Raw genomic sequence first — 26,612 nt, 5'->3', positions numbered from 1 at the left:
TACAGGAGATCGCGTTGCCTTTGTAGGAGCGGCCTTGCGTCGCGAAAGGACCGCAAAGCGGTCCCGGCGATCTATCAGGCCGCCCCCGCCGCTACCCATTGCGCCGCCGCCCGCCCGGCGCGCAGCCCGCTGGCAAAACATGCCGTCAGCAAATACCCCCCGGTCGGCGCCTCCCAGTCCAGCATCTCGCCGGCACAGAACACCCCCGGCAATGCCTTGAGCATCAACCCCTCGCTCAGCCCTTCGAAACGCACCCCGCCAGCACTGCTGATGGCCTCATCCAGCGGCCGGGTACGCACCACGGTGATCGGCAACGCCTTGATGGCCCGCGCCAGCGCCTGTGGATCGGCGAACGTGGCCTGATCGGTCAGCTCCCGTAACAACGCCGCCTTGACTCCATCGATGCCCAACTGGCTGTGCAGGTGCTTGGCCATGGAGCGCGAGCCGCGTGGCTTGGCCAATGCCTGGGCGATGTTATCCACAGCCTTGTCCGGCAGCAGGTCGAGCAGCAGCACACCCCGGCCGTCACGCTTGATGGCCTCACGCACCGGTGCCGACCAGGCATACACCAGGCTGCCTTCGACACCTTGCGCAGTGAGGATGAACTCACCTTTGCGCGGCAGGCTACCGGGCACGCTCAGGGCAATGTTCTTCAGCGGTGCGCCGGCAAACTTGTCTTTAAGCAAGGTGCTCCAGCCTTCGACCTCAAACCCACAGTTGCTCGGCTGCAAGGGCGAGATATCCACAGCCCGCTCAGCCAGCAGCGGCTGCCACGCACCGTCCGAACCCAGACGCGCCCAGCTACCCCCACCCAGTGCGAGCACCACGGCGGCCGCGTGTACCTGGCGTTCACCCTGTGGATAAGCGATCCGCAGGCTGCCATCGTCATGCCAGCCCACCCAGCGATGGCGGGTGTGGATAACTACACCGCTGTCGCGCAGGCGCTTGAGCCAGGCGCGCAGCAAGGGCGCGGCCTTCATGTCGCGCGGGAAGACCCGGCCCGAGGTACCGACGAAGGTTTCGATGCCCAGGCCGTGAATCCACTGACGCAGCGCGTCGGCATCGAAGCCGCGCAGCAGGGCGTCAATCTCGCCCTGGCGTTCGGCGTAGCGCGCGACAAAGGCCGGGTAGGGCTCGGAATGGGTGATGTTCATGCCGCCGACACCTGCCAGCAGGAACTTGCGGCCGACCGAGGGCATGGCATCGAACACCTCGACCGCCAAGCCCGCCTGGGCCAGCGCTTCGGCGGCCATCAGGCCGGCGGGGCCGCCACCGATGACGGCGACAAGGGGAGGGGTGCAGTGGTGTAGATCGGGCATGGGGGCGGCAGGCTGTGGAAAAGAGCGCGCATTCTAGCGCAGGCCGGTAGGCGGAAGCACTGGTCAAAAAATGATCAATACTCTACAGGTGGCGTAGCTAAAGGGCTGCAGCCGCTTTCCAGCAGCTTATCCACAGGCGGTTCCACAGTCATTGTGAACAACCCATGACCCGCGCCGCACTGTGGTGCAGGATGCCGTGGCGCCGTGCCAGGGCCACGCGGTCCTTGCTGTAGCCGCCACCGATCACGCCCACCACCGGGATGTCGCGGCCCAGGCACTGGCGCATCACCAACTCGTCGCGTGCCGCCAGGCCCTCATCGGTCAACTGCAGGTAGCCCAGGGCATCGTCCTTGTGCACATCGACGCCGGCGTCGTACAGCACCAGGTCTGGCTGGTAGAGCGGCAACAGGTAGTTGAGGGCGTCTTCCACCACCTTGAGGTAGGCCGCGTCGCCCATGCCACGGGGCAGGGGGATGTCCCAGTCGCTCTGGGCCTTGCGGGCCGGGAAGTTCTGTTCACAGTGCAGAGACACGGTAATTGCATCGGGGGTGTCGTGCAGAATTCGCGCGGTGCCGTCGCCCTGGTGCACGTCGCAGTCGAAAATCAGCACCCGGTGCACCCGCCCAGCTTCCAGCAGGTAGCGGCTGATCACGGCCAGGTCGTTGAAGATGCAAAAGCCTGCAGGGTGGTCGTAATGGGCGTGGTGGGTGCCGCCGGCCAAGTGGCAGGCGATGCCGTGCTGCAAGGCCAGCTCGGCGCTCAGCAGCGAACCGCCCACGGCGCGCACGGTGCGCCGGGCCAGCGCCTCGCTCCAGGGCAGGCCGAGGCGACGCTGGTCCTCGCGGGACAGGTCGCCGCTCATGTAGCGTTCGATGTAGCTTCGGTCGTGGGCCAGGGCAAGGATGTCGTTGGGGCAGATTTGCGGGCGCAACAGGTCCTGGTCACGGGTCAGGCCGCTGTCGACCAGGTGGTCGCGCAGCAAGCGAAACTTGTCCATCGGGAAGCGGTGCTCGGCGGGGAATTCCGGGCTGTAGTCATCGTGGTAGATCAGCGGCAACGGCATGGTCGGTTCGCAATCGGGGCCAGTGCTGATCTTGCCAGTTGTGACGCGCCGCGCAACCGGCTTGTGGCATTAGCGTGTCATTTGCCGATGCTGGCCAGTACCCGCTGCCAATCCGGCTCGTTCAAGCGCCCGAGAATCCGCGCCTTGCCGTTGCCGTCGACCGACACGAACAGCGCACTGGCATAGCCGCTTTCCCGTTCCCCACCGACTACACGCTGCTGGCGCTGGAAGTGATCGATGCAACCATTGTGGGTCACCAACACCAGGTTGTGACCCGGGCGTTTGCGCGCCAGGGCTTCATCGGCGAACGGGTTGTCGCAGCTCTCCAGCCAGGCAGCGCTCGGCACGGCCTGGCCCAGAATGAAGTGCGCGGTCTGGCGAGTCCGCACTTTAGGGCTGCTCAGCACATCGGCATTGCTTAAGCCCAGCGTGTGCAAACCCTGGCCGACGCGGGTGGCCGCCTGGGTGCCGGCCACGGTGATGCCGGTGGGGTCGTCCAGGCAGGGCCCGGGTGCGCTGTCGCAGCGTTCGGCATGGCGGATCATCACGATCACTGCGCCTTCGGCCCAATCCTGCAGCAGGCCGCTGTCACTCAACTGTTGCTCGTTGCCAAGGTCCACGATGTGCGTCCTCGTTGCCAGCCAGGTGGTCAACGCCGCCACGACCATGCACAGGCCCAAAGCGGCACCGAGGGCCTTGCGTGATAAACGTCGCTTGCGCCGGGCGTGGATGGCAGGGTGGCCCAGGGTATTGCTCGATAGCATGCGGGACTCCGATGGCATGGCCGCGCCGGGTGTGGTCGTGGCTGGCGACATTCTGGTGAGCGGCCTGTCGGGTGGCGGTGAAGGCGTTGTGAAAATTGCATTCAGGCGCCGCCGCTTGAGTGAAACCGTCGCCCGCGCCTACGCTGTAAACTGCAAGACAGCAAAACCGGAGCACGCCCGATGACCCCGATTCTTCACCTGGAAAGCGCACGGCTGGTGCTGCGGCAATGGCACGACGACGACCTGCGCGAGTTCGCCGCGCTGTGCGCCGACCCGCACGTGATGCAGTATTTTCCGGCACCCCTGACGCGCTTGGAGGCGGCTGCGCTGATTGGTCGAATCCGTGGCCATTTCAATGAGCATGGGTTTGGCCTGTGGGCGCTGGAGCGCAAAGACAGCGGCGCCTTCATCGGCATGACCGGGCTGCTGAACGTCAGCTTCGATGCCGATTTTGCGCCCGCGGTAGAAATCGGCTGGCGCCTGGCGCGTCGCCACTGGGGCTTGGGGTTTGCCAGTGAAGCGGCCTGGACCTGCCTGCGTTGTGCCTTCGCCCAATTGCGCCTGGACGAGGTGGTGTCGTTCACTAGTGAGAGCAACTTGCCCTCGCAGAAAGTGATGCAGGCCATCGGCATGCAGCAGGACCCGAGCGGCAGTTTCGAACACCCGCGCCTGCCTGCCGGCCACCCATTGCGCCCGCATGTGCTGTATCGCATCGACCGCGCACGCTGGGAGCAGACCCTGCGCGGCTGAATGGATGGGCATGCGCGGTGCGAATGACAAACCCTGTATCATTCGCCTTCATGAAAGCGCTGTAGAGCCGTGTTGCCTTGCTAGGAGAACCCCCGATGAGTCATGTGTTGGACGACCTGGTCGACCTGTTGAGCCTCGAGTCCATCGAGGAGAACCTGTTCCGTGGACGCAGCCAGGACCTGGGCTTCCGCCAGTTGTACGGTGGGCAAGTGCTGGGCCAGTCATTGTCGGCGGCGAGCCAGACGGTCGAAGATGCGCGCCATGTGCATTCGCTGCACGGTTACTTTCTGCGCCCTGGCGACGCCAGTTTGCCGGTGGTCTATTCGGTGGACCGCGTGCGTGACGGCGGCAGCTTCAGCACCCGGCGGGTGACGGCAATCCAGAAGGGCCACACCATCTTCACTTGCAGCGCGTCGTTCCAGTACGACGAAGAGGGCTTCGAGCACCAGGCGCAGATGCCCGATGTGGTCGGCCCGGAAAACCTGCCCAGCGAAGTCGAACTGGCCAGTGCCATGGCTGAGCACCTGCCAGAGCGCATCCGCGACAAAGTGCTGTGCGCCAAACCGATCGAGATCCGCCCGGTGACCGAGCGTGACCCGTTCAACCCCAAGCCCGGCGACCCGGTGAAGTACGCTTGGTTCCGTGCCGACGGCAACCTGCCGGACGTGCCTGCGCTGCACAAGTACTTGCTGGCTTACGCCTCGGACTTCGGCCTGCTGACCACCGCCTTGCTGCCCCATGGCAAATCGGTGTGGCAGCGCGACATGCAGATCGCCAGCCTCGATCATTCGCTGTGGTTCCATGGCAACCTGCGCGCCGACGAGTGGTTGCTGTACGCCACCGACAGCCCGTGGGCCGGCAATGCCCGCGGCTTCTGCCGTGGCAGCATCTTCAACCAGGCCGGGCAACTGGTGGCGTCGTCGAGCCAGGAAGGCCTGATTCGCCATCGCAAGGACTGGGCATGAGCCTGGGCGAGGTACGTAACTGGGTGTTCGACATGGACGGCACCCTGACCGTGGCGGTGCATGACTTTGCGGCGATTCGCGAAGCGCTGGAGATACCGCCTGAAGACGACATACTGACCCACCTGGCGGCCTTGCCGGCGGCGCAAGCGGCGGCCAAGCACGCCTGGCTGCTGGAGCATGAACGCGACCTGGCGCTGGCTTCGACGGCCGCGACGGGGGCGGTGGAGCTGGTGCGCGAACTGGCCGGGCGTGGCTGCCGGCTGGCGATCCTGACCCGCAATGCCCGGGAGTTGGCTCATGTCACCCTGGAGGCCATCGGTCTGGCCGACTGCTTCCCGGTGGAGCATGTGCTTGGCCGTGATGAGGCCGAACCCAAGCCTAGCCCGGATGGCCTGCTGAAGATTGCAGAGGCGTGGGGTGTGGCGCCGAGCGAACTGGTGATGGTGGGTGACTATCGCTTTGACCTGGATTGTGGGCGTGCGGCCGGGGCGCGTACCGTATTGGTCAACTTGCCGGATAACCCATGGCCGCATCTGGTGGATTGGCATGCGGCGGATTGCCGAGCGTTGCGCGCGATGCTTGGCTGATTTTTTGTTGGCCGTGCGGGCCTCTTCGCGGGTAAACCCGCTCCCACACGGGAGGAGGCAGCCTGCACTGGCTATGCTGAACCGCAGTTTTTCCCTGAATGGAGACCCAGCCATGAGCAGCAAGGCCATCTACGTCCAACCTGGCGGCGGCTACGACAACGTCCAGGTCGGCACCTGCGAGGCGCCTGCGCCACAGGCCGGCGAAATCACTGTGCGTCTGCACGCCAGTTCCCTCAACTACCACGACTTCGCCGTGGTCAGCGGCATGTGGGGGCCGAGCGAGCGGCGTATCCCCATGGCCGACGGTGCCGGCGAGGTCACGGCAGTGGGGCCGGGTGTCAGCGAGTTCCAGGTCGGCGACAACGTTGTCAGTACCTTCTTCCCAGACTGGCTCGACGGCCAGGCCAATGTCGAAGGGTTTGCCCGGGTGCCCGGCGATGGCCTCGACGGCTACGCCCGTGAACAGGTCACTGCCCGCGCCACCGCCTTCACCCTGGCGCCCAAGGGCTACAGCCACGCCGAGGCGGCCACGCTGACCACTGCAGGGCTGACGGCCTGGCGCGCATTGATGAGCGATGACCACCTCAAGCCCGGCGATACCGTGCTGGTGCAGGGCACGGGCGGGGTGTCGATCTTCGCCTTGCAGTTCGCCAAGCTGGCGGGTGCCACGGTGATCGCGACCTCGTCCAGCGATGCCAAACTCGAGCGCCTCAAGGCCCTCGGCGCCGACCACCTGATCAACTACAAAAGCACCCCGGCCTGGGGTGAGAAGGTGCGTGAGCTGACCCACAACCGCGGGGTCGACCATGTGATCGAAGTGGGCGGGCCGGCGACCCTGGAGCAGTCGATGATTGCCACGCGCATCGGCGGGCATGTGTCGTTGATCGGCATTCTCACCGGGGTAGCGGGGCAGTTGCCGTTGGTTCAGGCACTGGTGCGGCAAATCCGCCTGCAGGGCGTGCTGGTCGGCAGCCGTGCACAGCAGCAGGCGATGGTGCGGGCGATCGATGCCAATGGCCTGCGGCCGGTGGTGGACAAGCACTTCGAACTGGAGCAGATCGTCGATGCGTTCCGCTACCAGGAGAGCAATCGGCATTTCGGCAAGATCTGCCTGACCTGGTAATCGCACCTGTGAGTCCGATTGCCTTGTCCGGCCTCATCGCTGGCAAGCCAGCTCCCACAGGTGCGGCGCTAGCCTTGGAGGCTACACGGGTGCGGCGCTAGCCTTCGGTGCTACACGGGTGCGGTGCTAGCCTTGGGTGCTACACGGTTCGGGTGGGAGCGGGCTTGCCCGCGAATGGGCCGCATCGCGGCCCCTAGTCGGGCAGTAATCTGTCGCGGCTATTGGACAGGTGCAGGCACATCGCCGCCCGTGCCGCATCCGAGTCCTGGCGGCGGATGGCATTGAGTATCGCCTCATGCTCCAGGTTGGCCAGGTACGCATGCCTGGCCAGCTTGGCGCCGGCGCGTTCGGCCAGGGCCATGCGGTTGCGGGGGATCAAACCGCTGCCGAGCTGGGCCATCATTTCGCTGAAATACAGGTTGCCGGTGGCCTCGGCGATCAGCAGGTGAAAGCGCCGGTCGGCCTCGATGCAACTGTCGCCAGCGGCCGCCAAGTCTTGATAGTCGTCCAGCGCCTGGCGCATGCGTGCCACGTGCCCGTCGTCGCGGCGCACTGCGGCGAGGGCGGCGGCTTGGCCTTCCAGGCCGATGCGCAATTCCAGCAGGTCGCGCACGCTGGCGGCGTTTTCCGCGCCAACGCGCAGCCCCGCCTGGGGCTGGCGCTCTATCACGAAGGTACCGATCCCGTGGCGGGGCTCCACCAGCCCTGAGGCCTGCAGCTTCGACAAGGCTTCGCGCACCACGGTGCGGCTGACCCCATGTTCACGCACCAGGGTGTTTTCCGAGGGCAATTTGTCGCCTGGCTTGAAGGTGCCCAGCAAAATCTGCTGCGTCAGGCTGGAGACCAGGTCGTGTGCGCGGCTGTGGCCGCGCACACGGGGGTGTGCTGAGTCCATGGTGTGCTCCGTGGTATCGATAGCTTGTACGACAAGTTAAAACACAAAAATAATTTCCGCTTATTTATCTGATCGAGAAGGCCGCATCGTACTCGGTTGTTTTTGAACGTTCGCAGCAAATAATCATTTTTACAGCTTGTATTTTGTACTTTTGTCGACGTTATCGATCTTGTCGTACAACTGCGCGAGGCCTATGCTCCACCCCACTGTCATGTCAGACAACCCGCATAAAAACAACTAGTGGGAGATCCGCAAGTGAACGACACCCTCGCTCCGTCTGCCGGGAAGGATGGCGACGCTTTGGCCAGTGCCGTGGCCAAGGTCAAGCGCCACGTCCTGCCGCTGTTCGTCATCATGTTCATCGTCAACTACCTCGACCGCGTCAACATCGGCTTCGTCCGCCCACACCTGGAAAGCGACCTGGGCATCAGCGCTGCTGCCTATGGGTTTGGCGCCGGGCTGTTTTTCATTGGCTACGCATTGTTCGAAGTGCCCTCGAACATGCTCCTGCAGCGTGTCGGCGCTCGGCTGTGGCTGACCCGCATCATGTTCACCTGGGGGCTGGTGGCCACGGCCATGGCCTTTGTCCAGACCGAAACCCAGTTCTATGTGCTGCGGTTTTTGTTGGGCGTCGCCGAGGCCGGGTTCTTCCCTGGGGTGATCTACTACTTCACCCGTTGGCTGCCCGGCGCCGAGCGCGGCAAGGCGATTGCGATTTTTCTCAGCGGTTCGGCACTGGCGTCGCTGATCTCCGGCCCGCTGGCCGGGGCCTTGATGCAAATCCAGGGCCTTGGCCTGCATGGCTGGCAGTGGATGCTGTTCATCGAAGGCATGGCCTCGGTAACGCTGTGCTTCTTCGTGTTCTTCTGGCTCGACTCCAAGCCGCAGGATGCCAAGTGGCTGAGCCAGGCCGAGCAGGATGCGCTGGTGCACACCATCGACCGCGAGCAGCGTGAGCGGGAGGCCGTCGGTAGCGTCAAGACCTCGGCCTGGAGCCTGCTCAAAGACCGCCAGATCGTGCTGTTCTGCCTGATCTACTTCTGCATCCAGCTGACTATCTATGCCGCGACCTTCTGGCTGCCGAGCATCATCAAGCGCATGGGCGACCTCAGCGACCTGCAGGTTGGCTTCTTCAACTCGATCCCCTGGCTGATCTCGATCCTGGCGATGTACGCCTTCGCATCCGGCTCGGCACGCTGGAAGTTCCAGCAGGCCTGGGTAGCCGCCGCGCTGGTGGTCGCCGCCATCGGCATGTTCATGTCCACCACCGGTGGGCCGGTGTTCGCCTTTGTCGCCATCTGTTTTGCCGCCATCGGTTTCAAGTCGGCCTCGTCGCTGTTCTGGCCGATACCTCAGGGCTACCTGGACGCCCGCATCGCGGCGGCAGTGATTGCCCTGATCAACTCGGTCGGCAACCTCGGCGGTTTCGTGGCCCCCACCACCTTCGGCCTGCTCGAGCAGCAGACCGGCTCGATCCAAGGCGGCTTGTATGGCCTGGCGGTGACGTCGGTGCTGGCAGCCATCGCCGTGTTCTTCGTACGCACTCGCCCAAAGGGCGCTCCTTCCGATGAGCTCAAGGCGCCTTCGGCCCTGGGCCAGACCCACTGATGACTGCGAGATAAAACCATGAACATGCAGACGACTCCCGCCGTTCACACCGCCACCCCCGTGGTCACCGATTTGCGCGTGATCCCGGTGGCTGGCCACGACAGCATGCTGCTCAACCTCAGTGGCGCCCATGGCCCGTACTTCACCCGCAACGTGGTAGTGCTGCGCGACAGCGCTGGCAACACCGGCCTGGGCGAGGTGCCGGGTGGCGAGAAGATTCGCCAGACCCTGGAAGATGCCCGCAGCCTGGTCGTAGGCCAGCCCATCGGCCATTACCAGCGCGTGCTCAACGCCATGCGCCAGGCCTTCGCCAACCGCGATGCCGGCGGCCGCGGGCTGCAGACTTTCGACCTGCGCATCACCGTGCACGCAGTGACAGCCATCGAATCTGCATTGCTCGACCTGCTTGGCCAGCACCTGAATGTGCCCATGGCCGCACTGCTCGGCGAAGGGCAGCAGCGCGAGGCGGTGAAGATGCTCGGTTACCTGTTCTACATCGGCGACCGCCAGCAGACCGACTTGGCCTACCGCAGCGAGGCGGAGGCGGACGATGACTGGTTCCGCGTGCGCCACGAGAAGGCCCTGACCCCGGACGCGGTCGTGCGCCTGGCCGAAGCCGCCTGGCAGCGCTATGGCTTCAGTGACTTCAAGCTCAAGGGTGGCGTATTGCGCGGTGAGGAAGAGATGGAGGCAGTGACCGCCCTGGCCGAACGCTTCCCCGATGCGCGCATCACCCTCGACCCGAACGGCGCCTGGTCGCTTAAAGAGGCCATCGCCTTGTGCCGTGACAAGCACGACGTGCTGGCCTATGCCGAAGACCCCTGCGGTGCCGAAAACGGCTACTCGGGCCGCGAGGTGATGGCCGAGTTCCGTCGTGCCACGGGGCTGCCCACCGCCACCAACATGATCGCCACCGACTGGCGCCAGATGGGCCATGCGATCCAACTGCAATCGGTGGACATCCCGCTGGCCGACCCGCACTTCTGGACCTTGCAGGGCTCGGTGCGGGTGGCGCAGATGTGCAACGACTGGGGGCTGACCTGGGGCTCGCACTCGAACAACCACTTCGACATCTCCCTGGCCATGTTCACCCAGGTGGCTGCCGCCGCGCCGGGTGAAATCACCGCCATCGACACCCACTGGATCTGGCAGGACGGCCAGCGCCTGACGCGTGAGCCGCTGCGTATCGTCGACGGCCATGTGCACGTGCCGGCGCGGCCTGGGTTGGGTGTGGAGATCGATGAAGACCAACTGGCCAAGGCGCACGAGTGCTACCGCAACATGGGCCTCGGGGCGCGGGATGACAGCGTGGCGATGCAGTTTCTGATACCGGGCTGGCAGTTCGACAACAAGCGCCCTTGCCTGGTGCGCTGAGCCCTTTCTAGCGCGCTGCCCAAGCGCCCAACACACCCTCTGTGTAGGAGCAGCCTTGTGCTGCGAAGAGGCCGGTGAACACACAGTGAATCTCTGCTGTGTTCACCGGCCTCTTCGCAGCACAAGGCTGCTCCTACAGTGCAAGAATCCGAGCCCTGACGATGCAGCAAGCGTTGCAGGGCGATGCACACCCAAATGAAAAACGATAGCTTCAGACGGCCCGATGGCGCGTTTGGACATGCCAATCGCGACATCTGGCGGGAATGGAAAAGCGTTGTCGTGATCGCACACCTGCGGGACGTTCTCGTGTAATTTTCCTACGCCTTACGGGGCTTAAATGGACCTCGAATTCTGCTGGTGCGTTGCTCTGAATGCGTGCAAAAGGCCAACAACAGCGCGTGAGTGATGTGTCATTCCGATGGACTCTCTAGGAGATAATGTTCGCCTACGCCTGCCCCCGTCCTTCCTTGTGTCAGCAAAAAGAGAACAAGATCAATGAACACCGTGGGATCTGATGGCAACCTTGCACAAGGTTTCAAGCCACGTCATGTAACGATGCTGTCCATCGCGGGCATTATCGGTGCAGGACTATTCGTAGGCTCCGGGCACGCGATTGCCGCGGCCGGGCCAGCCACCATAATTTCTTACTTCGTGGCCGGCACCCTGGTGGTACTGGTCATGCGCATGCTCGGCGAAATGGCCGTCGCGCATCCTGATACCGGGTCCTTCTCCACCTACGCCGACCAGGCCATTGGCCGCTGGGCTGGCTACACCATTGGCTGGTTGTACTGGTGGTTCTGGGTGTTGGTCATCCCCATCGAGGCACTGGCGGCGGGGCATGTACTGAACGCTTGGTTCCCGCAAGTGGACAGCTGGATCTTCGCACTGGCCTCGGTGCTGCTGTTGGCAGGTACCAACCTGTTCAGCGTGGCCAAGTACGGCGAGTTCGAGTTCTGGTTCGCGATTCTCAAGGTCACCGCCATCCTCGGCTTCATCGGCCTGGGCTTCGCGGCCTTGATGGGCTGGCTGCCAAACCGTGAAGTCAGCGGTTTGAGCACGTTGGTCGCCGAGCACGGCGGTTTCGCGCCCAAGGGCTGGTCTGCCGTCATCGGTGCCTTCATCACCGTGATGTTCAGCTTCATCGGTACCGAGGCCGTGACCATCGCCGCCTCCGAGTCCAGCGACCCGTCACGCAACATCGCCAAGGCCACGCGTTCGGTAATCTGGCGGATCAGCACCTTCTACATCCTGTCGATCTTCGTGATCATCTCAGTAGTGCCGTGGAACGATCCACAATTGGCGGTGGTCGGCTCCTACCAGCGTGCGCTGGAGATCATGAACATCCCCAACGCAGCCTTCATGGTCGACCTGGTGGTGCTGGTGGCCGTGACCAGCTGCATGAACTCGTCGATCTACATTGCCTCGCGGATGATGTATTCGCTGGCCAAGCGCGGTGACGCACCGGCCTTCCTCAACAAGACCTCCAAGGTCGGCGTGCCGCGCTCGGCGGTATTTGGCAGCACCCTGATTGGCGCGGCCATCGCCATCCTCAACTACTTCGCGCCCAAAGGCGTGTTCGAGTTCCTGCTGGCCAGCTCTGGCGCCATCGCCTTGCTGGTGTACATGGTCATCGCCATCTCCCAGCTGCGCATGCGCCGCCGTCTGGAGCGCGAGAACGCCGAACTGAAGTTCCGTATGTGGCTGTTCCCATGGCTGACCTGGGCGGTGATCATCTTCATCGCCGCGGCGCTGGCGGTGATGATGTATACGCCTGAGCACCGGGTGGAAGTGAGCTCGACACTGGGCCTGGCGATCGTGATTTCCTTCCTGGGGATAGTCACATCGCGTGGGCATACGCAGGCAGTGGCGGCGCGGTCGGTGAGGGGATCGGCTTAATCGTCCACGCCAAAAGTCTCACCCCTGTTCACTTAAGAATGCCGGGGCCGCTCTCACACCGACCGCGTTATGCCCTATTTACAGGGCATACGCGAACATTGTGGGAGCGGCCTTGTGCCGCGATGGGCCGCAAAGCGGCCCCATTACAGGCGATGGGGTGAGACGTTTACTGCGGGGGATCAGCGCATCATCTCGATGTACCTGATCACCGCAGGTGCCTTTTCGAAACGCCGATGAATCAGGCTCAGCCATGAGCTGGCCTGGCAATCGGCGATACGCCGGTAATTCACCTGCGCCAGGCTGATGCGCTGCACGACCGACTCCGGCACCACGGCGATGCCCTGGCCCAACGAAACCAAGGTGATGACCGCGACCAGGCTCCCGGGTTGCGGGCCGAGCCGTGGCACGAAACCACCTTGTGCCGAGACTTCGAGCGTGCCGGAAATCTGCTCGGGGAGGATGAAGGTCTCATTGGCCAGGCGTGATGCAGGGATCTGTGGCAACTCATTGATCCGCGAGTTGGCAGGCAGGGCGAGAACGAAACCTTCCTGGTGCAGGGCGATGGCTTCCAGTTCTTCAGGCAGCTCCATCGGCGAGCGCACGTAGGCGAGGTCGAGCAGGCCATCGCGCACCTGTCCAGGCAACTCCAACATGGGCAGCTCGCGGATGTTCAGGCGTACGTCCGGGTGGCTTTCGCTAAAGCCGGTCACCTGCCGCTGCAGCATGCCCGAATACGCGGCAGAGGCCACATAGCCCATCTCGATACGCCCGCTTTCGCCGCGCCCTGCACGCTGCGCGCCCAGTTGTGCGACATCGAACTGGCGTACGGCCTGCTCGGCTTCGATCAGCAATGCCTGGCCTGCAGCGGTGAGGTTCACCTCGCGTTGGCTGCGCTCGAACAGGCGCACGCCCAGCTCGCGTTCCATGTCCTGGATCTGCCGGCTGAGGGTAGGCGGAGCGATGCCCAACTGTTCTGCGGCACGGGTGAAATGGCCGTGCTGGGCGACGCAGAGGAAGTAGCGGAAATGGCGGATTTCCATGCGGTGTTACCTGCAAGCTAATGACGCGGGCCACTGTGGCTAACAAGCCGTGGGGCTGATGGCGTTAGGGTGAAGACAACACTACAAGGCTGGTGCCATGGCGGCAAAGGTATCGGTGCTGTGAGTGATATTGCCGGGGCCGCTGCGCGCCCCTTCGCAGCACAAGGCTGCTCCTACAGGTACAGCGCAGCACCCAAGGCATGCGCTGCACCTGTAGGAGCAGCCTTGTGCTGCGAAGGGGCGCGCAGCGGCCCCAAAGATCCAGCCCGCCTTCGGAGCCTTGCCATGCCCACGCCCGCTTCCCCGCGCTTCACCCTGCTCACCGCCTCACTGGTCTGCGCCCTGATCATCCTCGACACCAACATCGTCGCCGTCAGCCTGCCCAGCATCGCCCGCGACCTGTCCGGCGCGTTCGCTGATATCGAATGGGTGGTCAGCGCCTACCTGCTGGCCTTCGCCGCCTGCCTGCTGCCCGCCGGCAGCCTGGCCGACCGCTTTGGCCGACGCCGCCTGCTGCTGATCGGCCTGGCGGTGTTCGGCATCGCCTCGCTGGCCTGCGGCGCAGCCCCCAGCTTAATGTTCCTCAACCTGGCCAGAGCGGCCAAGGGCATCGGCGCCGCCATGTTGCTGACCTCGGCACTCGCCGCCATCGGCCACCGCTTCCATGAACCCCAGGAACGCCTGCGCGCCTGGGCCTTCTGGGGCGCCTGCATGGGCGCCACCATCACCTTCGCGCCCCTGCTCGGCGGGGTGATCGCCAGCACGCTTGGCTGGCGCTGGATCTTCTACATCAACCTGCCATTGGTGGCGGTGCTGGCCGTGATGGTACTGCGCAGCGTCGAGCCGTCTCGCGACAGCGCCGCAGCACGCCTCGACCCCTGGGGTAGCCTGACCTTCGCAGGCAGCCTGGGCTACCTGATCTGGGCAATGATCGACGCCAACCAAGCCGGTTGGGGCAGCGCCCAGACCCTGGCGCGGCTGCTGATCAGCGCATTCCTGTTCGGCCTGTTCATCATGGTCGAACGCAGCCAGACACGGCCGATGATCGACCTGCGGCTGATGCGCAGCGGGCGTTTCGTGGGTGCCCTGTTGGGCATGTTTGGCTATGCGGCCTGTGCCCAGGTGATGATGACCCTGCTGCCGCTCTACCTGCAAAACGGCCTTCAACTGTCGGCCCTGGCGGCGGGGGCGGGGATGCTGCCGTTCGCCGTGGCCATGCTGCTGACACCCCGCCTGGGCATGCGCCTGGCCACTCACCTGAGCCCGGCCCAGGTGTTCGCCCTTGGCCTGTTGCTGGTGGGCGCAGGCAACCTGCTGTGTGCCTGGGCCGCTGGCTACGGCGGCTACAGCGCTTTTGCCCTGGCCAGCGTGGTGCTGGGCGCGGGGGCAGGGCTGCTCAATGGCGATACGCAGAAAAACATCATGGCCTGCGTGCCCCGTGAGCGTACCGGCATGGCCTCAGGGCTGAGCACCACCACGCGCTTCGGCGCGATCGTGTTGGCCATCGGAGTGCTCGGCGGCGTGCTGGCGGCCCGTAGCGGCCAACTGCTGCACGAGGCCATGGCCGCCGTGGCGCCCGCGCATTTGGGCGAGGTTGCCACGATGGCCACGCGCGTTGCCGCGGGCGACCTGCAGGCGGCTTTAACCGCGCTGGACCCTGGCCTGCGTGAGGCAGTGGCGCCTTTGGCCCGCCAGGCCTTCATCGGAGGGTTTGAAGCCGTGTTGCACGTGGCGGGCGTGGCGGCGCTGCTGTTCGCGGTGCTGGTCGGCGTGTTACTGAGCCGACCCCTGCCGGCCCTGCAGGATGCACGTTTAACCGAAGGCTAGTGATGAGGCCGTGGGCGCAATGCGATTGTTTCTTCTTGACGCGCAACTAATTCAATTGGCAAATGTAATTGACTGCGCGCCAATTCAGGCTGAAGAAGGAGCTTCACATGCACGATGACGACGTACCTGCCCCAACCATCGAACTGCCTCCCGGCGTGTTCCCTCCGATGCCCGGTTATACGAATGCAGACCTGCTGTTTGTCATGAACCAGCCCATCGAAGCGCTGCTTGAACAACACAATGTCGACCCTGGCTTGATTCGCGAAACCAGCATAGCCCTGGTCAGCCATGTGTATGCGGTGTTTGAACGAGAAGATGTCGACTACCAAATCGCAACTTGGTATCAGAAGCCCTATGACGAGCCCTCCAAGCGTACGCGCAGCATCGAAAGCATCGCGGAAGAATTCGGGGTATTTACATTAAGGGCTGCCGCCGACTCCTTGAAAGGCTCGCCATTGCTGCATCTGGGTAAGGACTTTTATATGACGTTCGTCAGCCTGGCGGGTACTTCCATCAAAGAGCACATTCTGAAGTTGAATGACCGCGACGACGGGGCACATTCAACGGTGGAAGCGGGCGCACGGTAAGCCTCGACGGCGGTGTAGGAGGCTCAATTGCGCGCGTGTGACGTGTGCTGCGCAGAAACCTGAAAATAAATGAGGTGTTTTCTCATTCTCGTTCGGCCTGTAGAGAAGGCCGGAATACAGGCCAGTCTGCCAGCACTCCACGGAGCGAGAAAATGAGTTCGACCCCGGTTCCACAGCGCCACCCCTTCAATCGTGCCCTGCACGGCGCTTTCTTGGGGTTGGTTGTCAGCAGCTATGCCTTGCCGTCGCTTGCGCAACCCTTGGCCACTGATCACAACAACCAACTGCAGCAGTGGAACATCCCGGGGGGGCCGCTGGCGCCGGCGCTCGACCGCTTTGCGCGCCAGGCGGGCATCAGCCTGTCCTACGATGCGCAGAGCATCGGCAACCGCACGACCCAAGGCGTCCAAGGCACGCTCGAGACGTCGGCAGCACTGTCGTCATTGTTGCAGGGGACCGAGTTGCAGCCAGAGCAGCAAGGCCCGAATGCCTACCTGATCATTGCGCAAACCAAGCCTGCCGGCCCGCTTGAACTTGGCGCGACCGAGGACTATCGCCTGGCGCCCGTCATCATCAATGCCAAGGTCAAAGCCAATGCTGACGACGACGCCGACTCGGTGGTCGCCAAAGAGCTGTGGGTGGGTGGCAAAGTCGCGACCAGCATCCTCAACACGCCCGCGTCGGTGTCGGTGGTTACCCGCAAGGAAATGGAGCAGCGCAGCGTCAGCACCACCGAAGAGGCCCTGCTCTACACCCCAGGCGTCATCAGTGACTTCTACGGCTCGGACGACCGCAACGACTACTTCCAGATCCGCGGCTTCCAGGCCACCACCTACCGCGACGGCCTGACCTTAAGCTCGATGCGCGGTGTGCGCGAAGACCCCTACGCCTACGAGCGCATCGAAATTTTGCGCGGCGCCAACTCCACCCTCTTCGGCCCGGCCGACCCCGGTGGCTCGGTCAACTTCGTGACCAAACAGCCCCGCTTCGAGCAGTTCGGCCAGGGCTACGTCACTTACGGCTCCTACGACCATGCCGAGACCGGCATCGATGTTGGCGATGCGCTGAACGACGATAAAACCGTCGCCGGCCGCTTCACCGCCAAGATGCAGAACAGCGACCGCGAGTACGACCACTCGCAAGACGACAACCGCTTCGTGATGGGTGGCCTGACCTGGGCGCCGACCGACTACACCTCGGCCACCGTCATCCTGGACTACCTGAAAACCGACAGCTCGCCCAACAGCGGTGGCTACCCGCTGGACAAGGAATACGACCGCAGCGATTTTTACGGTGAGCCCAGCTACAACTTCCACAACGTCGAGCGCACCAGCCTCAGCGGCAACATCACCCACGACTTCGACAACGGCTTCGTGCTGCGCAGCAACCTACGTTACAGCGAGCTGAGCGATGACTTCGGCTACGCCTACCTGAGCGACAGCCCTACGCGTGTTGGCACCACGATCCCACGCTACGTGTTTGGTACCGACAGCGATGCCGACCAACTCAACGGCAACCTGATGCTGCAATACGATGCCCAGTTCGAGCACATCGACAGCAGCACCCTGGTGGGTGTGGAGTACCTCGACTCCACCACCAAGCAAAGCTCCGTCTACGGCCTGGCGCCTTCCATCGATATCGCCAACCCAATCTTCACCGGCGTGCCGGGCGATATCTCGCCGTATACCCGTAAAAAGAACGACGCCACGACCAAGGCTGTTTTCTTGCAGCAGAACCTGTCGTTCTACGACCGCGTCATCGCTACCGCGGGTGTGCGTAACGATTCCATGGACCTGTCCAGCAAGGAATACATCGGCGGCGCCTCGAGTGAAAACGACAGCTTCTCCGAAACCTCCTACCGCGGCGCGTTGACCTATATCGTCAACGATGAAGTGTCGACCTATGTGAGCATGGTGGAATCCGTTTCGCCGCCACAGGTTGGCGTTACCCCGCAAACGGGCCGGCAGTACGAAGTGGGCGTGAAGTATTCGCCCATGGGGATGGATGCGTTGTTCTCTGCAGCCATTTATGACCTGACGCAGGAGAACGTCACCATTGCCGTGGTGTTGCCGAGCGGCATCATCGAGCAGCAGACGGTGGGTGAGTCTCGCGTGCGCGGCCTGGACCTGGAAGCCAAGGCGCAGGTGACGCAAGACATCAGCGTGATCGGGGCTTACTCGTATATGGAGTCTGAAGTGCTGCGTGGGTCGTTGTATGACGGCTCGTCGCTGAAGGGTAAAGAGTTCACCACGGCGCCGAAGCATTCTGCCTCGCTGTGGAGCTACTACAGCATTCCTGATACTGACGTGAGCGTTGGGCTGGGGGCGCGGTATGTGGGGGCCTATTACATGGATGCGGCCAATACCAAGAAAAGCGATGGGACCACGCTGTTTGATGCGGCTTTGAATTACAAGATTGCCAAGGGGACGGACCTTGCGCTGAATGTGAGCAATCTGTTTGATGAGCAGCATGTGGTGGGGTCGGGGACGGCGAATTATTACAACCCGGGGCGGGAGGTTACGGCTAAGTTGAGTTATAGCTGGTAAGGCGATTTCTGGATTGTGAAGTGCCCGCCGTATGGCGTAATGCTGTTCACTTAAGTTATCCATCGCCTGTATTGGGGCCGCAGAGCGGCCCCGGCATTCTTAAGTGAACAGCATTACGCCGTATGGCGGGCATTGCCAACATCCTTGTGTAGACGCTTTTTCCAATGAGAGACTAAGTAGTCGATCTAACGAGTGAGTTTGCAGGTCGGCACCTGCATCCACGGAGAAAGCATGAGAAAAGTCGATCCTCTGAAACACCAGGCCAAGCTGCAGCACATCCTCGAAGCCGCTGTGGCGTGCTTTGCCGAGAAAGGTTTTCGTGGCACTTCGACCAACGAAATCTGTGCAGCTGCGGGCATGAGCCCAGGCAACCTGTTCCACTACTTCCCCAACAAACAGGCCGTGATCGAGGCCATTGTGGAGGAAGACCGGCGCGAAATGAGCGAACGCTTCGCCCAACTTGCCGAAGAGCCCGATGCCATTCTGGCAATCGAGCGATTGGCCAAAGACCTCCTCAAGCAGTGCGCCGACCCTGTCTACGCCAAGATCGGGGTCGAGGTCGTTGCCGAGAGCATGCGCAACCCCGAGATGGCCACCTTGTTCGCTGCCAGCGAGGCTTCGATCAAGGGCGACCTGGTAACGCTTCTGCGGCGGGGGATCGCCCAAGGTCAGATCGATGCATCCCTGGATCCGAAGATCGCTGCCACCTGGCTCATTGCACTCATTGACGGTGCAGTCTCCCGCTCCGTGCTGGACCGGGACTTCAAGCCCAAAGCCTATACGCCAACACTGATGCGCATGATCCGGCGCTTTCTCGAATAGCGCGTCGCACGCTGTTCTAGGTTTTGTACGAAAAGTAGGGTCATCCATCTTTGTGGGAGCGGGCTTGCCCCGCGATCTGCCGCAACGCGGCAGCAAAGCCTGAATTCGCGGCGACTTTGACGCTAATTGATATCGGGTACAGGAGCGCTTCGCACTCCATCGCGGGGCAAGCCCGCTCCCACAAAGCTTTTGGTACAGAGCCTAGCGAGTGTAGGCCGGTTGCCCGATGGATTGGGCGTGCAGCCGGACCACGCGTTGGGCCGCAAACAAGGCCAACAGGGGCGCCAACGCGAACACGCCAAACAGCCAAGCTGCAGCGCTGGCCGTACCCTCGATACCGCCTGGGTCCGTCAGCCCGGCAAGGTTTGCCACCATGCCGGCCAGCGCCGCGCCGAGTGCTGTGGCAAACAGTTGCACGGTTGTGATGGACGCTGCAGCCAAGCCCTGCTCGCCAGCCGACGCGACCTGAAACACGCGGGTCAGCAGGTGCGGCCAAGCCAGGCCCACCCCCAAACCGATGGCAACCAGGGCCAGGCAGATGGGCGTGATCGTCAGCCAGCCACCTGCACTCTCGGTTCGAATCAGCACGGCAAGCGTCACCATGCCGGCCAACCCAAGGAGCGGGCCGGCGAGGATGGCGCGCCTAACGCTGTTGCCACTCGCCCCAGCACTGGCAAGCGAGCCGAGCGTCCACCCGGCAGCCATGAGCGCGGCAAGATAGCCGGCGGCGAGGGGGGATTGATGGTGAAGCACCTGAAGGAACAGCGGCACGAAAATCTCGCCACTGGTCACGGCGACGGCCAGCAGCGACATCGTCGCATACAGTGCGCCCAGCGCAGACGTGACGCTGAAAGCACCTGTCGGCAGCAGTTTATGGCGTGAGCGGCTTTCCGTGCCCATCAGCAGCGCTGTGAAGATAACGGCGGCGCCCAGCCCGGCGATGTTCCAGAGCAAGCCAGGCAAGACACTGCCGGCCGAAACGGCCAGCACTGCCAACGTCAAAAACAGCAATTGGGCCAGTGGCAGCGGCGCGCGGCCAGCGCGTTCATCGGTGCGCTTGGGCAGCACAACGGCCGCCAGCAGTGCGAATAACACGGCGACGGGGATGAGTGACCAGAACGCGGCGCGCCAGGCGCCGAGCTCGGCGAAAATACCGCCGACTGCCGGGCCGACCAACGTCGCCACCCCCCACATGCCCGAAACCAGCGCCATTGCCCGCGGCCATAACGCTTCATCGAAAACCAGCCGGATCATGGCGTAGGAGAGAGCGAACAAAAACCCTCCGCCGAGCCCCTGAACCAGGCGGCCGGCCAACAGGATCGGCATCGATGGGGCAAACGCACACAGCAGCGCGCCGCTGGAAAACACCAGTGTGGCAATGATGTAGGCGCCTCGCGGCCCCGCACCGCCAAGCAACCGCGCCGACAATGCCGAACCGGGGATTGAGGCTGCGACGAACAGCGTGGTATTCCACGCGTAATAGTCGATGCCGCCGATGTCCCTGACCACTGAAGGCAGGATCGTGGTGGCAATGTAGACGTTGATCGCATGCAGCACGACGCCCCCAGCCAACGCCAGCGAGCGCACGCCATTGGTGCCTGACAGCAGGGCAGCCCAGCCTGCACTGGCCGGGCGGTTATCCACAGGCGTGCGCTGTTCTGGCATGGGTTGCGAACCTGAATCAGGTGAGGCGTGATGCTTGTTCATGTCGGCTCCACTTCGTAAGTTCACCCGCCATTGCGAGTAGGGTTTGCGAAGGCAAACCGACCACCCTTATAAAACCTCAGGTTAAGCTGAGGTCAAGCGGCATTTGAATTCATGTTGGCGATGAGCCCCGCATAAACACCGTTGAGGCTCTCCAGCTCGGTGTGCGTGCCGCATTCAACAACGCGGCCATGTTGCAGAACGACGATTTGGTCAGCATGGCGAATGGTGGACAGGCGGTGTGCAATGGTGATGGTGGTTCGACCTTTTGACAGGGCCGCCAGGGCAACTTCCATGGCGCGTTCGGTTTTTGTGTCCAACGCACTGGTCGCTTCATCGAGCAGCAGGATCGGAGGGTTGCGCAAGATGGTGCGCGCGAGCGCAAGGCGCTGTTTTTCACCCCCTGAGAAGCGGTATCCGCGATCGCCAACCAGCGTGTCATACCCTTGGGGTAGGGCCGACAGGCTGTCGTGGATCTGCGCAATCTTGGCAGCTGCGATCAACTCTTCATCGGTGGCGTCGGGTTTTGCGAAGCGAAGGTTTTCCGCCACGGAGGCGTACAGCAGATACGGTTCTTGTGTAACGACACCCAGCAGATCGGTCACCGTTTCAAAACTCAGCGTCCGCACATCCACGCCGTCATAGCGGATTTCACCGGCCGAGACATCGTAAAGACGCGCCAGCAGATAACCCAGCGTGGTCTTCCCCGACCCTGTCGAACCTACGATGGCGACGCTGGAGCCGGCAGGAATATCGATTGAGACATCAGTCAGCGTCGGTTGCAGGTTGGTAGGGTAAGAGAAACTGACGTTTTTCAGTTGCACTGCGCCTTGCATGTGCAGCCGGTCCAACGTGATGGCATCCGGTTTTTCGGTGATCTCTACCGGCTGGTCGAGGTACTGGAAAACTCGGGTGAACAAGGCGCGGGTGGTACGCATTTCGCGGCCGATCTCCAGCAATCCTTCCAATGGCCAGAGCAACTGCTCCTGCAAGGCGATCATCGCCACCAGCGTGCCGATAGTTGCCGGAACCCCGGCGTTCATCAGTAGGCCGCCCAGCAAAAGCGTGAGGGCCGGGAACATCGACAACATCAGCAGGATCAATTGCCATTGCCACTCGCCTGCAGTGTGGGAGCGGACCTCCAGGCTTGCGACTTCTTTCGAGGTACGCGTGAAGCGTTGGGTCAAATGTACTGCGCGCCCAAGGGTACGCGCCAAGATCACCCCCGAAATCGACAGCGACTCTTGAACCGCTGCAGACATATCGCCAAGGCGTACCTGTTGTTCGTGGGTAATGCTTTCCCGCAGCTTGCCGACGCGGTCGCTCAGCAGGATGGAGATCGGCACCGCAACCATCGAAAACAGCGCAAGCCGCCAGTCGAGTAGAAACATGGCGATGGTGGTCATTACCACGATGCTGAAGTTACGCGCCAACTCGTTGGCTGTGTGGGTAACGAGCGTTTGCAGGCCACCGATATCGCTGGCGATGCGTGACTGGATTTCGCCAGAGCGTGTTGCCGTGAAAAACGACAGCGAGAGCGATTGCAGGTGTGAGTAAAGCCTCACGCGCAGGTCATGCATGATCGACTGGCCGATCTTTGTCGACATGACAATTTGCAGCGTATTCAGCCCTGCCGTTAGCGCGGCAACGCCAATCAGCCCACCTGCGAGGTACACGAGCAGGCGCATGTTGGCGTCAGGTAACGCCTCGTCAATGATCGCCCGCAGCAGGAAAGGGGACGCCATGCCGATCGCGGAACACACCAGGATCAGGCAGATGACCCGCGCGATTTGCATCTTATAGGGAACGAACAGCGCGATGATCCGGCTTGCCGAGACATGCTTGGCGGCAAGGTCATGGTAGCTGTCGGCTTTTGCTGTGCCATGTTCAGTCATTTTTGTTCCGGCCCTGTAGGCGCTGAATGGTTGCTCACCCTCGGTGAGCGTTCCTTGTATCGATTTCCCTGTGCCGAGGCCGCTGCGGCGCCCTGGACGCTTCACTCTGTGCGAGCGTATTCTAGACTAAGTGCTTAGTCTATAAATCGCAATGGATGAGCCGGGCTGCTTGCTCCGGTACAAGGAGAGATCGGCGTGCGAAAAAAATTAGGGATGCTGGCTTTGGCAGGTGGCCTGTCGATGCTGCTGGGGCTGGCCGTGTTTGTTGTCCAGAACCTATCCGACTTTGAGCTCAACGACGCGCAAGTCTCTACGTTGAAGTTTCGCTCGGGTGACGTGGACGTGGTCGGAACGTTGGTACTGCCGATGGATGTGCAATCTGTCGTGCTGCTCATTCACGGTGACGGCCCTATGGACCGCTTCGCATCCCGTGGGTATTTACCGCTAATCAATAGCCTGCTCGACGCGGGGGTGGGTGTGTTTACCTGGGACAAACAGGGCATAGGGGAGAGTGGCGGCAATTGGCTCAACCAGTCGATGTCAGACCGCGCTACTGAAGCGCTGGCCGCACTGGCACGTGTGCGTGAAGAACCTCGTGTAGCTGGGCGTAGTGTTGGTTTTCTGGGGTTCTCTCAAGGTGGTTGGGTGATACCGCGGGCCGCCAGTGAAGGGGACCCTGACTTCTCGGTAATTATCGGCGGGGCGGTTAATTGGCGACGCCAAGGCATGTACTACACCGGGTTGCGATTGGCGGGCGAGGGACGCACGCCAGCTGAAGTTGAAGTGAGGGTGCGCGAGGAGTACGAAATAAACGACAAGGTATTCGGCCATCCCAATGAACAAAACGCCCCTGATGGTTTTGCCGAGATGGACCGTGACCGCTTCAATTTCGTCCTCAAAAATTACAACGAAGACGTGACGCCAGCATTGAAAACCATGAAAGGGCCGGTGCTGGCCGTTTGGGGCGCGCAGGATGTGAATGTCAATGCGGCCGAAGACTCGAACGTCTACAAGGCGTTATTTTCTGGTGCCAGTGGAAGGCAAGTTGTCCTAGTCCCCAACGCCACGCATAGCTTGCTAAGGGCTGAGCTATTCAATTATCAGCTGGTCTCGCAATGGCCCTTATGGAAGCAGTATCTGTTTGTGGCGCTTGGGCGTCACGCCTATGCGCCCGGCACGTTGGCGTTCATCAGTGACTGGATCAAGCACCCAGCAGCTCTTTGAACAGAGGTTCCTGTGCCAGCCGAGCACGGCTAGCTTCAAGCGTTAAGCGCACGGCCTCATCACCGAATACCAAGCCCTGCAGGTAGGTGAAGTGCGGATGGAGCAGCCCGAGGGTATTCAGTACCTGGTGCAGGTAAGGCGTCAGAAAGTCCGGTTGCCGCGCTGACTCGCCTTGGTGAAAACCACCTGAGCCCACCAACACGTACACCGGACGCTGTTTCAGAAGGCCGATTTTGCCTTCAGGGGTTGAGCGGAATGTCCGGTGAATACGTAGGACGTAATCGACCCAGAGCTTGAGCGCGGCAGGCAGCGTGAAGTTGTGCATCGGGGTGGCAATGAACAGGATGTCGCAGCGTTCCAACTCGCCGATCAGCGCTTCCGAGTGCTCGAACACCGGTGAGTCGAACGGCGTGGGGGTCGCCAGGGCATGGGCATAGTCCATGTCGAGCGGCGGCAGCGGGTACCGGCCCAGGTCGCGCTCGACGAGTTCAAGCCGCGGATACCGATGGCGCAGCGTTGCCACTAACTCGACTGCCAACTGATTGGCATGGGATACGTGGCCATGCGGGCTGGCATTGATCAAGAGCACATTGTTCATGCTGGGTTCTCTGTTTGAAGGTTCTGCGTGAAGTGCATGCCGTGAGCCAGTAGCCCCTGACGGAAATAGAAGCGTTGGGCCAACGGCATATGCAGCCCAGTGTCCAGCACAAAGTGGGCGCAACCGCGCCGTACGGCCTCTTCCCGAACAGCGCTCAACAGCGAGGTACCCAGGCTGCTGCGCTGAACATCAGGCCGTACCACCAAATCGTCCACGTAGAGGAAGCGCCCGTAGAGCAGGTTTTCCAGCTCGCAATAACCGGCTAAGCCGACGACCTGTTCACCGTCCCAGGCGGCCAGCAAACGGTAGCCCTGCCCAGTTTGCCGGGCCAATTGATCGACATAGGCATCCAGTTGGGTGAGGTGCGGCCGCAGTACCCGCATCAGGTCAAAACTGGCCTGAAAGGCTTCCAAGTCTTCGAGGTGCTGCAGTGTGTAATTCATGACCATTGTCCGCTGTGGAGTGATAGCTGACCTTAGTGCGGCAATGGCTTAAGCTGCAGGGCCATAAAATACATAAATGACTGGGCCATGATGCTTCCTATCAAGCTGGATCGCGGCCAGTCAGTGCCGATCTACCGTCAGCTTTATCTGCGCTTTCGTGAGTCCATTGCCGATGGGCGCTTGCGCCCGGGTGACCGAGTACCGGCGGTACGCGCGTTGGCGGCAGAGCTCAATCTGGCCCGCGGTACCGTCGAAGCGGCTTATCAGTTGCTGATGGGGGAGGGCTACCTGACCGCGCGCGGCGCCGCCGGCACGGTGGTCACACCGCAACTGCCACCCATGTCCTCACCCACGCGCCACACCCCGGTGGCCTCGACGGCGTATCAGCCCACCCATTCAGGGGCGCAGCCGTTAGCCCTGCAGATGGGCCTACCGGCGCTGGACGCCTTCCCCCGCAAACTCTGGACAAGACTGGCAGGCCGCCAGCTGCGCCAGGCTGGCCTTGAAGGGCTGGTCTACCCGGACCCACGAGGGCATGCCCCGTTGCGCGCGGCCATCGCCACCTACCTGGGCATTTCACGGGGCATTACCTGCCACCCGCAGCAGGTGTTCGTGTGTGCAGGCTATCGAGCGTGCCTCGACCTCATCAGCCACACGTTAATGCGCCAAGGCGATGGGTGCTGGATGGAAGAGCCAGGGTATTTCATGGCCAGGAATGCCCTGCTGGAGGCTGGCGCACAGTTGGTGCCGGTCCCCGTGGATGAAGACGGGCTCGACGTCGCGCAAGGCATTGCCCGAGCCCCCGACGCACGCTTCGCCGTGGTTACGCCGACCCACCAGAGCCCACTGGGCGTATCCCTGTCACTGCCGCGCCGGTTGGCACTGTTGGACTGGGCGAACCAGCGCGGTAGCTGGGTCATCGAAGATGATTACGACAGTGAGTACCGCTACCAAGGCAAGCCCTTGCCCGCGCTCAAGAGCCTCGACCAGCAGGGGCGCGTGCTTTATACCGGCACCTTTAGCAAGGTGCTGTTTCCAGGGTTGCGCTTGGCTTATCTGGTGGTGCCGGCGGAGCAGAGCGAGGCGTTTGCCCGCCAGGCGGACCGGTTGCATAACCACTGCCCGCAGGTGTTGCAGGCGACTGTTAGTGCGTTTATGCAGGAGGGGCACTTTGCGCGGCATTTGAAGAAGATGCGCGGGCTTTATGGGGTTCGGCGGCGGTGGTTGGTTGAGGCGCTGCAGGCGCAGTTTGGGGAGCGGGTGTTGATTGACCCTCAGGCGGGGGGCATGCACTTGGTCGCGGGGCTTTGTGAAGGGGACGATAGGGAGATTTCGCGACGTGCTCGGGCGGTTGGGGTTGCGGTTGAGCCGTTGTCGCAGTGGTATATGGAAGCTGAGCACAGGCATGGGCTAGTGCTTGGGTTCACCAACATAGCAAGTGCCGAACAGGCATCGACGGTGGCGGTTCTATTGGCACAGATTGGGGGCGTGTCTCTACGGCGCTGATCCAATCCGCTTGACCATTTGCTTTGGGACTAGAGGCTAATGTCAGTCAGAAGTTTGGAAGGTCACGAGCAGGGAA

At 62.4% G+C, this 26,612-nt stretch carries 23 protein-coding genes; 14 read left to right on the top strand and 9 right to left on the bottom strand.

The genetic code is table 11. The annotated features are described in order from the left end of the window. Nucleotides 1-74: 74 nt before the first annotated feature. The 3 genes from HU764_RS22580 to pmrG form a co-directional block, all read right to left on the bottom strand. Nucleotides 75-1,319, bottom strand: coding sequence for a TIGR03862 family flavoprotein (locus tag HU764_RS22580; protein WP_186682997.1), 1,245 nt, complete (start codon nucleotides 1,317-1,319; stop codon nucleotides 75-77). A 148-nt stretch (nucleotides 1,320-1,467) separates the two neighbouring features. Next, nucleotides 1,468-2,382 (bottom strand): histone deacetylase family protein, encoded by a 915-nt coding sequence (locus tag HU764_RS22575; protein WP_186682994.1) that lies wholly within the window; start codon nucleotides 2,380-2,382, stop codon nucleotides 1,468-1,470. A gap of 77 nt (nucleotides 2,383-2,459) precedes the next feature. After that, nucleotides 2,460-3,146, bottom strand: coding sequence for a lipopolysaccharide core heptose(II)-phosphate phosphatase PmrG (gene pmrG / locus HU764_RS22570; RefSeq protein WP_186682992.1), 687 nt, complete (start codon nucleotides 3,144-3,146; stop codon nucleotides 2,460-2,462). Between pmrG and HU764_RS22565 the strand changes: the two genes are divergently transcribed. From HU764_RS22565 to HU764_RS22545, 5 genes are all read left to right on the top strand, one after another. After that, nucleotides 3,145-3,330: a hypothetical protein gene (locus HU764_RS22565; RefSeq protein ID WP_099430516.1), complete on the top strand. Its 186-nt coding sequence runs from the start codon at nucleotides 3,145-3,147 to the stop codon at nucleotides 3,328-3,330. The genes pmrG and HU764_RS22565 overlap by 2 nt on opposite strands. Further along, nucleotides 3,327-3,896, top strand: coding sequence for a GNAT family N-acetyltransferase (locus tag HU764_RS22560; RefSeq protein WP_186682990.1), 570 nt, complete (start codon nucleotides 3,327-3,329; stop codon nucleotides 3,894-3,896). Before HU764_RS22565 ends, HU764_RS22560 begins: the two co-directional genes overlap by 4 nt. A 95-nt stretch (nucleotides 3,897-3,991) precedes the next feature. Next, nucleotides 3,992-4,861, top strand: coding sequence for an acyl-CoA thioesterase II (gene tesB / locus HU764_RS22555; protein WP_027595074.1), 870 nt, complete (start codon nucleotides 3,992-3,994; stop codon nucleotides 4,859-4,861). Then, complete coding sequence (locus HU764_RS22550) at nucleotides 4,858-5,448, top strand: HAD family hydrolase (RefSeq protein WP_027595073.1); 591 nt, start codon at nucleotides 4,858-4,860, stop codon at nucleotides 5,446-5,448. The genes tesB and HU764_RS22550 overlap by 4 nt, the downstream gene beginning before the upstream one ends. 112 nt (nucleotides 5,449-5,560) lie before the next feature. Continuing rightward, nucleotides 5,561-6,571, top strand: coding sequence for a zinc-dependent alcohol dehydrogenase family protein (locus HU764_RS22545; RefSeq protein WP_085272362.1), 1,011 nt, complete (start codon nucleotides 5,561-5,563; stop codon nucleotides 6,569-6,571). Nucleotides 6,572-6,764: 193 nt separating this feature from the next. On the opposite strand, the gene HU764_RS22540 is transcribed toward HU764_RS22545, so the two are convergent. Then, nucleotides 6,765-7,466 (bottom strand): FadR/GntR family transcriptional regulator, encoded by a 702-nt coding sequence (locus tag HU764_RS22540; RefSeq protein WP_186682988.1) that lies wholly within the window; start codon nucleotides 7,464-7,466, stop codon nucleotides 6,765-6,767. 255 nt (nucleotides 7,467-7,721) lie between these two features. On the opposite strand from HU764_RS22540, the gene HU764_RS22535 reads away from it, so the two are divergent. The 3 genes from HU764_RS22535 (at nucleotide 7,722) to gabP (ending at nucleotide 12,344) form a co-directional block, all read left to right on the top strand. Further along, nucleotides 7,722-9,074 (top strand): MFS transporter, encoded by a 1,353-nt coding sequence (locus HU764_RS22535; protein ID WP_186702352.1) that lies wholly within the window; start codon nucleotides 7,722-7,724, stop codon nucleotides 9,072-9,074. Between the two features lie 18 nt (nucleotides 9,075-9,092). Next, nucleotides 9,093-10,448, top strand: a complete 1,356-nt coding sequence (gene gudD / locus HU764_RS22530; protein WP_186702351.1) for a glucarate dehydratase — start codon at nucleotides 9,093-9,095, stop codon at nucleotides 10,446-10,448. Nucleotides 10,449-10,943: 495 nt separating this feature from the next. Continuing rightward, on the top strand, nucleotides 10,944-12,344 hold the full coding sequence (gene gabP, locus HU764_RS22525) for a GABA permease (RefSeq protein WP_085272366.1): 1,401 nt from the start codon (nucleotides 10,944-10,946) through the stop codon (nucleotides 12,342-12,344). A 179-nt stretch (nucleotides 12,345-12,523) separates the two neighbouring features. On the opposite strand, the gene HU764_RS22520 is transcribed toward gabP, so the two are convergent. Further along, nucleotides 12,524-13,384 carry a LysR family transcriptional regulator gene (locus HU764_RS22520; protein ID WP_186702350.1) on the bottom strand — a complete coding sequence of 287 codons (861 nt, stop codon included), beginning with the start codon at nucleotides 13,382-13,384 and terminating at the stop codon, nucleotides 12,524-12,526. Nucleotides 13,385-13,669: 285 nt separating this feature from the next. Here HU764_RS22520 and HU764_RS22515 point away from each other — a divergent pair, with 285 nt between their 5' ends. From HU764_RS22515 to HU764_RS22500, 4 genes are all read left to right on the top strand, one after another. Continuing rightward, complete coding sequence (locus HU764_RS22515; protein ID WP_186702349.1) at nucleotides 13,670-15,211, top strand: MFS transporter; 1,542 nt, start codon at nucleotides 13,670-13,672, stop codon at nucleotides 15,209-15,211. Nucleotides 15,212-15,318: 107 nt separating this feature from the next. Beyond that, nucleotides 15,319-15,798, top strand: coding sequence for a hypothetical protein (locus HU764_RS22510; RefSeq protein WP_186682981.1), 480 nt, complete (start codon nucleotides 15,319-15,321; stop codon nucleotides 15,796-15,798). A 152-nt stretch (nucleotides 15,799-15,950) separates the two neighbouring features. Then, nucleotides 15,951-18,344 carry a TonB-dependent siderophore receptor gene (locus HU764_RS22505; protein WP_186702348.1) on the top strand — a complete coding sequence of 798 codons (2,394 nt, stop codon included), beginning with the start codon at nucleotides 15,951-15,953 and terminating at the stop codon, nucleotides 18,342-18,344. A 231-nt stretch (nucleotides 18,345-18,575) separates the two neighbouring features. Continuing rightward, nucleotides 18,576-19,166: a TetR/AcrR family transcriptional regulator gene (locus tag HU764_RS22500; protein WP_186702347.1), complete on the top strand. Its 591-nt coding sequence runs from the start codon at nucleotides 18,576-18,578 to the stop codon at nucleotides 19,164-19,166. A 201-nt stretch (nucleotides 19,167-19,367) separates the two neighbouring features. Here HU764_RS22500 and HU764_RS22495 read toward each other — a convergent pair whose 3' ends face one another. Both HU764_RS22495 and HU764_RS22490 read right to left on the bottom strand, forming a co-directional pair. Beyond that, nucleotides 19,368-20,831, bottom strand: coding sequence for an MFS transporter (locus HU764_RS22495; protein ID WP_225935761.1), 1,464 nt, complete (start codon nucleotides 20,829-20,831; stop codon nucleotides 19,368-19,370). Between the two features lie 134 nt (nucleotides 20,832-20,965). Next, a complete protein-coding gene (locus HU764_RS22490) occupies nucleotides 20,966-22,765 on the bottom strand; it encodes an ABC transporter ATP-binding protein (RefSeq protein WP_186702345.1) in 1,800 nt (599 codons plus the stop codon). A gap of 195 nt (nucleotides 22,766-22,960) precedes the next feature. Between HU764_RS22490 and HU764_RS22485 the strand changes: the two genes are divergently transcribed. Beyond that, on the top strand, nucleotides 22,961-23,989 hold the full coding sequence (locus HU764_RS22485; RefSeq protein WP_338109082.1) for an alpha/beta hydrolase family protein: 1,029 nt from the start codon (nucleotides 22,961-22,963) through the stop codon (nucleotides 23,987-23,989). Here the strand turns inward: HU764_RS22485 and HU764_RS22480 are convergent. Beyond that, nucleotides 23,967-24,587 carry an FMN-dependent NADH-azoreductase gene (locus HU764_RS22480; RefSeq protein WP_186702344.1) on the bottom strand — a complete coding sequence of 207 codons (621 nt, stop codon included), beginning with the start codon at nucleotides 24,585-24,587 and terminating at the stop codon, nucleotides 23,967-23,969. The two genes, HU764_RS22485 and HU764_RS22480, sit on opposite strands and share 23 nt — an antisense overlap. Continuing rightward, the gene (locus tag HU764_RS22475; RefSeq protein WP_186702343.1) at nucleotides 24,584-25,030 is read right to left on the bottom strand and encodes a GNAT family N-acetyltransferase; all 447 of its coding nucleotides are present in this window, start codon (nucleotides 25,028-25,030) and stop codon (nucleotides 24,584-24,586) included. The genes HU764_RS22480 and HU764_RS22475 overlap by 4 nt, the downstream gene beginning before the upstream one ends. A gap of 87 nt (nucleotides 25,031-25,117) precedes the next feature. Between HU764_RS22475 and pdxR the strand changes: the two genes are divergently transcribed. After that, nucleotides 25,118-26,536 (top strand): MocR-like pyridoxine biosynthesis transcription factor PdxR, encoded by a 1,419-nt coding sequence (gene pdxR / locus HU764_RS22470; RefSeq protein WP_186702342.1) that lies wholly within the window; start codon nucleotides 25,118-25,120, stop codon nucleotides 26,534-26,536. Nucleotides 26,537-26,612: the final 76 nt, after the last annotated feature.

Source organism: Pseudomonas kermanshahensis, from assembly GCF_014269205.2.
Lineage (GTDB): Bacteria > Pseudomonadota > Gammaproteobacteria > Pseudomonadales > Pseudomonadaceae > Aquipseudomonas > Aquipseudomonas kermanshahensis.
Note: the sequence above shows the minus strand (reverse complement) of the source record. Positions and strands in the feature narration are given on the sequence as shown.

Bases quoted from the DNA above. Each gene is read 5' to 3' on its own strand.
- HU764_RS22580 (WP_186682997.1), bottom strand. From the start codon at position 1,319: ATGCCCGATCTACACCACTGCACCCCTCCCCTTGTCGCCGTCATCGGT.
- HU764_RS22575 (WP_186682994.1), bottom strand. From the start codon at position 2,382: ATGCCGTTGCCGCTGATCTACCACGATGACTACAGCCCGGAATTCCCC.
- HU764_RS22565 (WP_099430516.1), top strand. From the start codon at position 3,145: ATGCGGGACTCCGATGGCATGGCCGCGCCGGGTGTGGTCGTGGCTGGC.
- pmrG (WP_186682992.1), bottom strand. From the start codon at position 3,146: ATGCTATCGAGCAATACCCTGGGCCACCCTGCCATCCACGCCCGGCGC.
- HU764_RS22560 (WP_186682990.1), top strand. From the start codon at position 3,327: ATGACCCCGATTCTTCACCTGGAAAGCGCACGGCTGGTGCTGCGGCAA.
- tesB (WP_027595074.1), top strand. From the start codon at position 3,992: ATGAGTCATGTGTTGGACGACCTGGTCGACCTGTTGAGCCTCGAGTCC.
- HU764_RS22550 (WP_027595073.1), top strand. From the start codon at position 4,858: ATGAGCCTGGGCGAGGTACGTAACTGGGTGTTCGACATGGACGGCACC.
- HU764_RS22545 (WP_085272362.1), top strand. From the start codon at position 5,561: ATGAGCAGCAAGGCCATCTACGTCCAACCTGGCGGCGGCTACGACAAC.
- HU764_RS22540 (WP_186682988.1), bottom strand. From the start codon at position 7,466: ATGGACTCAGCACACCCCCGTGTGCGCGGCCACAGCCGCGCACACGAC.
- gudD (WP_186702351.1), top strand. From the start codon at position 9,093: ATGAACATGCAGACGACTCCCGCCGTTCACACCGCCACCCCCGTGGTC.
- gabP (WP_085272366.1), top strand. From the start codon at position 10,944: ATGAACACCGTGGGATCTGATGGCAACCTTGCACAAGGTTTCAAGCCA.
- HU764_RS22520 (WP_186702350.1), bottom strand. From the start codon at position 13,384: ATGGAAATCCGCCATTTCCGCTACTTCCTCTGCGTCGCCCAGCACGGC.
- HU764_RS22515 (WP_186702349.1), top strand. From the start codon at position 13,670: ATGCCCACGCCCGCTTCCCCGCGCTTCACCCTGCTCACCGCCTCACTG.
- HU764_RS22510 (WP_186682981.1), top strand. From the start codon at position 15,319: ATGCACGATGACGACGTACCTGCCCCAACCATCGAACTGCCTCCCGGC.
- HU764_RS22505 (WP_186702348.1), top strand. From the start codon at position 15,951: ATGAGTTCGACCCCGGTTCCACAGCGCCACCCCTTCAATCGTGCCCTG.
- HU764_RS22500 (WP_186702347.1), top strand. From the start codon at position 18,576: ATGAGAAAAGTCGATCCTCTGAAACACCAGGCCAAGCTGCAGCACATC.
- HU764_RS22495 (WP_225935761.1), bottom strand. From the start codon at position 20,831: ATGCCAGAACAGCGCACGCCTGTGGATAACCGCCCGGCCAGTGCAGGC.
- HU764_RS22490 (WP_186702345.1), bottom strand. From the start codon at position 22,765: ATGACTGAACATGGCACAGCAAAAGCCGACAGCTACCATGACCTTGCC.
- HU764_RS22480 (WP_186702344.1), bottom strand. From the start codon at position 24,587: ATGAACAATGTGCTCTTGATCAATGCCAGCCCGCATGGCCACGTATCC.
- HU764_RS22475 (WP_186702343.1), bottom strand. From the start codon at position 25,030: ATGAATTACACACTGCAGCACCTCGAAGACTTGGAAGCCTTTCAGGCC.
- pdxR (WP_186702342.1), top strand. From the start codon at position 25,118: ATGATGCTTCCTATCAAGCTGGATCGCGGCCAGTCAGTGCCGATCTAC.